An 8837-nucleotide genomic window follows, 5' to 3' on the forward strand; every position below is an offset into this window, starting at 1 on the left:
CCCCCCCCCCCCCCGCGCCCGCGCGGGGGGGGCGCGCGCCGCGTCGGGGGCCCCGGCGGCGGCCCACGCGGGGGGGCCCCGGCGCGCGCCCCGCGGGGCCGCCCCCCCCCGCGACCGGGTCGGAGTCGATGCCGGTGACGTAGTGGCCGGCCCGGGCCAGGCGCAGCGCCTGGGTGCCCTGGCCGCAGCCGATGTCGAGGACGCGCTGCGCGGTGCGGCCGGCCAGTTGCTCGGCGAGCTGCCGGGAGACCAGCTCCTGGCGGACGAAGTTGCGCAGTCCGCCGAGCCGGTCCAGCCAGGCGCCGGTACCGCCGGCGAAGGAGCCGCTGCGCGAGGGCAGCCGGCGCTCCTGGCCGATCCGGTCGTGGCCGCCGTCCCCCTGCCCCGGCAACGCGTACAGGCCGGGCCCCTCCCAGGAAGGCGGGGCCCAGCCGGAGTCCACCGGTTCGGCGGTCAGGGCTTCTCCCCGCGCCGCACCTGCGGCTTGGGCAGTCGCAGCCGGCGCATCTGCAGGATGCGCATCAGGCCGTAGGCGACCGCGCCGCGGGTGTTCTGGCCGGCGAAGCGCTCGGCGAACTGCTTGCGCAGACCGAAGCCGAGGCGGACGAAGTCCAGGATCACCAGCACGAAGAACAGCAGGAACAGCAGCGTGGACAGCAGCTGGATGGCGGGCACCTTGACGATGCTCAGCACCAGGATGACCACGGCGGCGGGCAGGAAGAACTCGGCGAGCGACCAGCGGGCGTCCACGTAGTCGCGGGCGAACTTGCGCACCGGGCCCTTGTCGCGGGCCGGCAGGTGGCGCTCGTCGCCCTCCATCAGCGCGGTGCGCTGCTTCTCTCGCTCGGAGCGCATCCGCTCGCGGGCCTGGCGGGCGGCCTCCTTGCGGTCCTTGGGCACCGTCACCCGGGTACGCCGGTTGGCCTCGGCCTCGCTGCGCTTGGGCGTTGGCCGGCCCTTCTTGGCCTGGGGGTGGCGGGTCTCGTCCGGCTTCTCCAGCACGGTGGCGGAGGCGGCTGCATCATCTGAACGGCGTCGGAACACACCACCAGCGTACGGGGTGCCGGGCGGCTTCTCGGGGTCCCCTCGGACCCAAACGCGTATCGATCCGCGAGGTCGGCCGCCCGCCGGGGTTTCCCGGCCCCTTCCCGTAGGGGATCAATCGGATGGACTATGGAGGGGATGAGAGGCGGATCCACCCGGGGGAGGAGGAACTCCGCTGGTCGCTGTAGCAGTCTTGTAGCAGGCAGGTGCACTGCGGCGACGGGCTCGCTGCACATACACTCGTCGTGTCTGGTATCGAGATAGAGACCGCAGGCCGGAGAAGGGGGCACCCGAGGCCCATGAGCGACGGAATCATGAAGCGTATGGGGTTGATCTTCCGCTCCAAGGCGAACAAGGCCTTGGATCGGGCGGAGGATCCCCGAGAGACGCTCGACTACTCCTACCAGAAGCAGCTCGAACTGCTGCAGAAGGTACGGCGTGGCGTCGCGGACGTCGCGACCTCGCGCAAGCGCCTGGAACTCCAGCTGACCCAGCTCCAGCAGCAGTCGGCGAAGTACGAGGACCAGGGCCGCAAGGCGCTGTCCCTGGGCCGTGAGGACCTCGCGCGCGAGGCGCTGACCCGCCGGGCCAACATGCAGTCCCAGATCACCGACCTGGAGACGCAGTACCAGGCCCTCCAGGGCGAGGAGGAGAAGCTCACGCTCGCCTCCCAGCGGCTGCAGGCCAAGGTGGACGCCTTCCGCACCAAGAAGGAGACCATCAAGGCCACGTACACCGCTGCTCAGGCGCAGACCCGCATCGCCGAGTCCTTCTCCGGGATCTCGGAGGAGATGGGCGACGTCGGCCTGGCCATTCAGCGGGCCGAGGACAAGACGGCCCAGATGCAGGCCCGGGCCGGTGCGATCGACGAGCTGCTGGCGTCCGGTGCGCTCGATGACGCGAGCGGTCTCGGCCGCAAGGACGACATCGAGGCCGAGCTGGAGCGAGTGGCCGGCGGCACCGACGTCGAGCTGGAGCTGGCCCGGATGAAGGCCGAGCTGGGGGGCCCGTCCTCCGGTCCGGCCGCGATCGAGCAGGGCAAGCCGCAGCAGCCGCAGGCCCACCCCCAGCAGGACACCCCGCGCATCAACTACAACAAGTGATCTGAGCTCCATCCCACGAACCAGGGAGACGCACGGCATGATCATGAGGGTCATGGGTGAGGGGCAGTACGAGGTGGGCGATGACCACCTGAACCTGCTCAACGAGCTCGACTCCGAGCTCGTCACCGCAGTGGAGTCGGGGGACGAGGAGCACTTCCGTCGCGCCTACGGCAAGCTGCTGGACGCGGTGAAGCAGTTCGGCACCCCGGTGCCGCTGGATTCACTGGCGCCGTCCGAGCTGATCCTGCCGAGCGCCGAGGCGACGATCGACGAGGTCCGCGAGCTGTTGATGGCCGACGGCGAGGGTGTGATCCCGGGCTACCCCGAGTAGCCGCCGCGGCCGGTGCCAGACGAAAGGGCGGGTCCCCTCCGGTGGGAGGGGACCCGCCCTTCGTCGTGTCGTCGTGTTCCGGCGGCCGGGTCGGGCCGGGCCGGCTACGGCAGGGCCAGCATCCGGTCCAGCGCCGCCTTGGCGTACTTCTCGGTCTCCGGGTCGACGGTGATCACGTTCGGCACCCGGCCCTCGACCAGCGACTCCAGCGCCCAGACGAGGTGCGGCAGGTCGATCCGGTTCATGGTGGAGCAGAAGCAGACCGTCCGGTCCAGGAAGACGATCTCCTTGTCCGGGTGGGCCTTGGCCAGGCGGCGGACCAGGTTCAGCTCGGTGCCGATGGCCCACTTGGAGCCGGGCTCGGCGGCGTCCAGCGCCTTGATGATGTACTCGGTCGAGCCCACCATGTCGGCGGCCGAGACGACCTCGTGCTTGCACTCGGGGTGCACCAGCACGGTGACGCCGGGGATCCGCGCGCGCACGTCGTTCACCGAGTCCACGCTGAACCGGCCGTGCACCGAGCAGTGGCCGCGCCACAGGATCATCTTGGCGTCCCGCAGCTGCTCGGCGGTCAGGCCGCCGTTCGGCTTGTGCGGGTTGTACAGGACGCAGTCGTCCAGCGAGAGGCCCAGATCGCGCACCGCGGTGTTGCGGCCGAGGTGCTGGTCGGGCAGGAACAGCACCTTCTGGCCCTGCTCGAAGGCCCACTCCAGGGCGCGCTCGGCGTTGGAGGAGGTGCAGATGGTGCCGCCGTGCCTGCCGGTGAAGGCCTTGATGTCGGCGGAGGAGTTCATGTACGAGACCGGGACGGTGACGTCGGCTATGCCGGCGTCGGTCAGCACGTCCCAGCACTCGGCGACCTGCTCGGCGGTGGCCATGTCGGCCATCGAACAGCCGGCCGCGAGGTCCGGGAGGACGACCTGCTGGGCGTCGCCGGTCAGGATGTCGGCGGACTCGGCCATGAAGTGCACGCCGCAGAAGACGATGTACTCGGCCTCCGGGCGGGCCGCGGCGTCGCGCGCGAGCTTGAAGGAGTCGCCGGTGACGTCGGCGAACTCGATCACCTCGTCGCGCTGGTAGTGGTGTCCGAGGATGAAGACCCGGTCACCGAGCGCGGCCTTGGCGGCGCGGGCGCGCTCGACGAGGTTCGGGTCGGAGGCCGGGGGGAGGTCGCCGGGGCACTCGACGCCGCGCTCGCTGTTCGGGTCGGCCTCGCGGCCGAGCAGCAGCAGAGCGAGCGGCGTCGGAGTGGGGTCGACGCCGTGGGTCTCGGTGATGGTGGTGGTCACGGGCGGGTGCCCTTCTGTGCGGCCGATCAAGCCTGAAGCCTTTTCGTCTATCTGACGCTATCTATGATAACCGGTTAGCGTCAGAGTGACGATGGCCATCCTGTCGATGTGACGAGAACCGCTCGCCGAATCGGACCCCCGGCGGAGCCGGATGACCGTTTTGGGGTGGTCCTCGCGTGGCCGAATCGATATCCGGCCGGGCCCGGGTATGGCTGAGGCCATGAAGGCAATCGCGATCAACCGCTACGGCGGCCCCGAAGTCGTCGAGTACACCGACCTGCCCGACCCCAAGGTCGGCCCGGACTCGGTCCTGGTGCAGATGCGGGCGGCCGGGGTGAACCCGGTGGACTGGAAGATCCGGGACGGCGCCCTGGACGGCCTGCTGGACGCGCACTTCCCGCTCGTCATGGGCTGGGACCTGGCCGGCGTGGTCCGCGCCGTCGGCGGCGGCGTCACCGAGTTCGCGCCCGGCGACGAGGTCTACGGCTACGTCCGCAAGGACACCGTCGAACACGGCACCTACGCCGAACTCGTCTCCGCCCCGGTCCGCACCCTCGCCCGCAAGCCGGCCGCACTGGACTGGGCCCAGGCCGGCGGCCTGCCGCTGGCCGGGCTCACCGCACTGCAGAGCCTCAAGGCGCTGCGGCTGCGGGCGGGGGAGACCCTGCTGGTGCACGCCGCGGCCGGCGGGGTCGGGCACCTGGCCGTGCAGATCGCCCGGGCCCTCGGCGCCCGGGTGATCGGCACCGCGGGCGAGCGCAACCACGACTACCTGCGCGGCCTCGGCGCCGAGCCGGTGCTCTACGGCGAGGGCCTGGCCGACCGGGTCCGGGCGCTCGCCCCGGGCGGGGTCGACGCTGCCCTCGACCTGGTCGGCCACGGCGCCGTCCCGCTCTCGGCGAGCCTGGTGGCGGATCAGAGCCGGATCGCCTCGATCACCGACTTCGGGGTGAAGGCCCTCGGCGGCCACTACGTCTGGGTCCGTCCGGACGCCGCGGACCTCGCCGAACTGGCCGCGCTGGCCGACGACGGCCGGCTGACCGTCACCGTCGCCTCCACCTTCCCGCTCGCCCAGGCGGCCTCCGCCCAGGCGCTCAGCGCCGAGGGCCGCACCCGGGGCAAGATCGTCCTGCTGGCCGACTGACGGCGGACCGGCTGCCGACCGGCGGCGGACCACCGGCCGTCATCTGCGAGCGGTGAACTTGCTCCTGACATCCGCCAGAATGGTTGGCGAACCGTTTCGGCAGCCGCCCCTACCGCCCTCCGTCCGAGGGCCGCCGCCCGAGGCCGCAACCGACCCGTACGACCCGTGGAGCCCCGCACCGATGACCAGCAGCCGAGCGCACGAGGTGGTCGGGGCCGACCTGGACGAGACCGACCGGCTCCTGCTCGCCCGGCTCGGCCGCGACGGCCGCGCCTCGTACGCCGAGATCGGCCTCCAGGTCAACCTCTCGGCCACCGCCGTGCGCCGCCGGATCGACCGGCTGCGGGCGCGCGGCGTGGTGCGGGGCTTCACCGTGGTGCTCGACCCGTCGGTGCTCGGCTGGCAGACCGAGGCCTTCGTCGAGGTCTACTGCCGCGAGCGGACCGCCCCCGAGGAGATCCTCGCCAGCCTGCGCCAGTTCCCCGAGGTGATCGCCGCCTGGACGGTCACCGGCGACCCGGACGCCCTGGTCCACCTGCGCGCCGCCGACATGCGCCACCTGGAGGCCGTCATCGAGCGCATCCGCCGCGAGCCCGGCGTCCAGCGCAGCCGCTCCTCGGTCGTCCTCTCCCAGCTCATCGGTTGAGGCTCTCCCCGTCCGGCCCCCTCCGGCCGGTGCGCAGGAATCCTGCGCGGACCGGCCCGAAGACGCCCGAAAGCTGCCTGACCAGCCGGGTTCCGACGCGCGGCGAACCCCTCCCGCTGCCTACGCTGATCACGTCCGGTCCACGCGGTGAACCGCCCCGCCGACCGGGCATCCCCCGACACCCCACAGCCGAGAGGGACAGCCGTGTCCGCAGCCCCCGACCGCATGCACCGGCCCGACAACGAACTGGTCGACCTGGTTTTCGACTACATGCGGGACCGGCTGCAGTACGACCCCGTCCCGCTCGACCACCCCGGTGACGGCGAGCACCTGCGCGCCCAGCTGGCCGGTCTGCTGAACGCGGACGGCAACGCCCCCGCCGACGTGCTCAAGCTCTACGACCACGAGCTGTCCCGCGCGGTGATCTCCGCCGACAGCCCGCGCTACCTGTCGTTCATCCCGTGCGCCCCGACCAAGGCCGCGCTGCTCTTCGACATGGTGGTCTCCTGCGCGTCCCTGCAAGGCATCTCCTGGCTGGAGGCGGCCGGCGCGATCGCCGCCGAGAACCAGGTGCTGCGCCTGATCGCCGACCGTGCCGGCCTGCCCGCCTCGGCCGGCGGCACCTTCGTCTCCGGCGGCTCCGCGGGCAACCTCTCCGCCCTCGTCGTCGCCCGCGACACCGCCCGCCGCAAGCTGGGCGTCGGGCCGGAGGCGCGGCTGCGGATCGCCGTCGCCGACCAGGTCCACTCCTCGGTCAAGAACACCTTCAACATCATCGGCGTCGAGGCCTTCAAGGTCCCCACCGTGAACCGCCGGTTCACCGGCGAGGCGCTGCGCGCCGCGCTGGCCGCCGACCCGAACCCGGAGACCGTCATCGCGGTCGTGGGCACGGCCGGGACGACCAACGAGGGCATCGTCGACGACCTCAAGGGCCTGGCCGAGGTCGCCCGCGAGCGGGACCTGTGGTTCCACGTCGACGGCGCCTACGGCGGCGCGGGCCTGTTCGCCCCCTCGGTGCGCGAGCGCTACAACGGCATCGAGCACGCCGACTCCTTCGTCGTCGACCCGCACAAGTGGCTGTTCGCCCCCTTCGACTGCGCCGCGCTGATCTACCGCAACCCGCAGCTCGCCCGGGCCGTGCACACCCAGGACGCCTCCTACCTCGACGTCCTGCACACCGAGGGCGACGAGTGGAACCCCACCGACTACGCCTACCACCTCACCCGGCGCGCCCGCGGCCTGCCGCTGTGGTTCTCCCTCGCCGTCCACGGCACCCAGGCCTACACCGACGCCATCGAGGCCGGCCTCACGCTCGCCCGGGACACCGCCCAGCTCATCCGCGACACCGACCACCTGGAGCTGCTGTTCGACCCGCAGCTCTCGGCCGTCTGCTTCAAGCGCAAGGGCTGGACCAACGAGGACTACTACCGCTGGTCGCAGCAGCTGCTCGCGGACCAGATCGGCTTCGTCACCCCCACCGGCTGGGACGGCGAGACGGTCGCCCGCTTCGCCTTCCTGCACCCGGGCACGACGATGGACATGGTCCGGGAGATCCTGGACACCATGGCCTGATCGGCCCCCGGTGACCCGTGGCCCCCGTCGGAGCAGGCAGCCGGCGGGGGCCACGTCGTCCCGTCGTCTCGTCGTCCGATCGTCCCGTCGTTCACAGGAAGGCGCCGCTCGGCAGGTACGGCGCCGGCGGCCGCATCCCGCGCAGCCCGACGAAGCCCCGGCTCTGCGGGGTCAGCCCCACCTCCAGGCCGACGTCCAGCGCCCACTCCTGCTCGGCGGTCAGGAACTCCACCCGCGCCTCGACCCCGTCCGGCACCCGGGCCAGCGCCTCGCGCAGCAGCCGGGCGGCGATCCGCTTGGTGGTGGCCGCCAGCAGCTTCACCTCGCCGCCGTCCCGGTAGCAGTAGCCGCTGCCGGCCAGCGCGTCGGCGATCAGCAGTTCCTCGAAGTGGCCCAGCATCAGCTCGTGGTCCGGGCCGTGCGCGGACCCGCGCAGCCGCCGGTCCACCGAGTCCAGCAGGTGCCGGTGGACGGCGCCGCCCCGGTGCACCGGGATGTCCCCCGGGTCGAGCAGCCCGGCCCGGTCCACCCGCCCGGTCAGCCGCATCGCCGGGTGCAGGGTGAACCCGGCCAGCCGGTAGCGGCGGACCGCCGCCGGGGACGCCGACGCGCAGACCATCCCGCGCAGGCAGCCCCGCGAGTGCGCCGCCGCCCGTTCCAGCAGCAGCCGCCCGACACCCTTGCCCTGCGCCTGCGGCCGGACCGCGAACAGGGACGGCGCCCACAGGCCCTCCCGGCGCATCGACAGCACCGCGCCGACCGGCTCCCCGCCGCTCTCCGCCAGCCAGCAGCCCGCCGGATCGGTGCGCGCCAGATGTCTCGTCCGGGCCAGCTGCAGCGGGGTCGGCACGGCCGCCGGACCGGGCAGGGCCGGATCGGCGAACGCGGCGAGGGAGAGCTCCTGGACGGCCTCCGCGTCGGCGGCGGTGTCCCTGACCTGGCGCAGGATCATGGCCACCATCCTGGCGTCCGCCGGCCCGGCTCGGGGCCGGTTCCCCGGATTCCGCGGCTCGGGCGGTGACCCGCCCTCCCGGGTTGTGCGAGCATGGGGAGCGTAGGGGACACGGGTGGCACACCCGGCCCACGGAAATTCCGCCACCAGCAAGCCGACGAAGACAATCGCCGTTCGGGAAATGAATCCGGACGGCCGTTGGTTGGCACTGGGGGCAAACCGTCGTCAAAGACCGGGAGAAAGCAGATGACCGTCCAGGACGAGACCACCGTCGAGAGTGGCATCCTCCTTACCGATGCCGCCGCGGCCAAGGTCAAGGGCCTGCTGGAGCAGGAGGGCCGCGACGACCTCGCACTTCGCGTCGCCGTCCAGCCCGGTGGCTGCTCCGGCCTGCGTTACCAGCTGTTCTTCGACGAGCGCTCGCTCGACGGCGACGTGCTCAAGGACTTCGACGGTGTCAAGGTCGTCACCGACCGGATGAGCGCCCCGTACCTGGGCGGCGCCACCGTCGACTTCGTCGACACCATCGAGAAGCAGGGCTTCACGATCGACAACCCGAACGCCACCGGCTCCTGCGCCTGCGGCGACTCGTTCAGCTAGGCCTAAGCAGCACCGCTCGACGCTCGTTCGAGCCGCGGTACGGAGGCGGCCCCGGGGATCACTTGGGTTCTAGGAGTCGTTGCAACACCCCAGTTCAAGGGGTGCGATGGACTTCGAGATCCGCAGGGTCCGGGCGAACCACACCACGAGGCCTCT

At 72.1% G+C, this 8837-nt stretch carries 10 protein-coding genes; 6 read left to right on the top strand and 4 right to left on the bottom strand.

What is annotated here, in order from left to right; genetic code table 11:
- Both ACFV6I_RS34055 and ACFV6I_RS34060 read right to left on the bottom strand, forming a co-directional pair.
- A partial coding sequence (locus ACFV6I_RS34055) for a class I SAM-dependent methyltransferase (RefSeq protein WP_380429599.1) occupies positions 1–340 on the bottom strand: 340 nt, incomplete at its 3' end.
- A gap of 113 nt (positions 341–453) precedes the next feature.
- Positions 454–1044 carry a DUF3043 domain-containing protein gene (locus tag ACFV6I_RS34060; protein ID WP_380429596.1) on the bottom strand — a complete coding sequence of 197 codons (591 nt, stop codon included), beginning with the start codon at positions 1042–1044 and terminating at the stop codon, positions 454–456.
- 299 nt (positions 1045–1343) lie between these two features.
- Here ACFV6I_RS34060 and ACFV6I_RS34065 point away from each other — a divergent pair, with 299 nt between their 5' ends.
- Positions 1344–2147, top strand: coding sequence for a PspA/IM30 family protein (locus tag ACFV6I_RS34065; RefSeq protein WP_079135541.1), 804 nt, complete (start codon positions 1344–1346; stop codon positions 2145–2147).
- 37 nt (positions 2148–2184) lie between these two features.
- Entirely contained in the window at positions 2185–2478 is a 294-nt protein-coding gene (locus ACFV6I_RS34070) for a hypothetical protein (protein WP_063347300.1), read from the top strand.
- Between the two features lie 104 nt (positions 2479–2582).
- On the opposite strand, the gene nadA is transcribed toward ACFV6I_RS34070, so the two are convergent.
- Positions 2583–3767 carry a quinolinate synthase NadA gene (gene nadA / locus ACFV6I_RS34075; protein WP_363372072.1) on the bottom strand — a complete coding sequence of 395 codons (1185 nt, stop codon included), beginning with the start codon at positions 3765–3767 and terminating at the stop codon, positions 2583–2585.
- Between the two features lie 220 nt (positions 3768–3987).
- On the opposite strand from nadA, the gene ACFV6I_RS34080 reads away from it, so the two are divergent.
- From ACFV6I_RS34080 to ACFV6I_RS34090, 3 genes are all read left to right on the top strand, one after another.
- Positions 3988–4911: an NADP-dependent oxidoreductase gene (locus tag ACFV6I_RS34080; RefSeq protein WP_363372070.1), complete on the top strand. Its 924-nt coding sequence runs from the start codon at positions 3988–3990 to the stop codon at positions 4909–4911.
- Between the two features lie 181 nt (positions 4912–5092).
- Complete coding sequence (locus ACFV6I_RS34085; RefSeq protein WP_063347298.1) at positions 5093–5557, top strand: Lrp/AsnC family transcriptional regulator; 465 nt, start codon at positions 5093–5095, stop codon at positions 5555–5557.
- Between the two features lie 204 nt (positions 5558–5761).
- On the top strand, positions 5762–7129 hold the full coding sequence (locus ACFV6I_RS34090; RefSeq protein ID WP_244293334.1) for a pyridoxal-dependent decarboxylase: 1368 nt from the start codon (positions 5762–5764) through the stop codon (positions 7127–7129).
- Positions 7130–7220: 91 nt separating this feature from the next.
- Here the strand turns inward: ACFV6I_RS34090 and ACFV6I_RS34095 are convergent, their stop codons facing one another.
- Complete coding sequence (locus ACFV6I_RS34095) at positions 7221–8081, bottom strand: GNAT family N-acetyltransferase (protein WP_063347296.1); 861 nt, start codon at positions 8079–8081, stop codon at positions 7221–7223.
- 246 nt (positions 8082–8327) lie between these two features.
- On the opposite strand from ACFV6I_RS34095, the gene erpA reads away from it, so the two are divergent.
- Entirely contained in the window at positions 8328–8681 is a 354-nt protein-coding gene (gene erpA, locus ACFV6I_RS34100) for an iron-sulfur cluster insertion protein ErpA (RefSeq protein WP_030391519.1), read from the top strand.
- Positions 8682–8837 lie beyond the last annotated feature (156 nt).

Source organism: Kitasatospora sp. NPDC059803 (assembly GCF_042732255.1).
Classification (GTDB): Bacteria; Actinomycetota; Actinomycetes; order Streptomycetales; family Streptomycetaceae; genus Kitasatospora.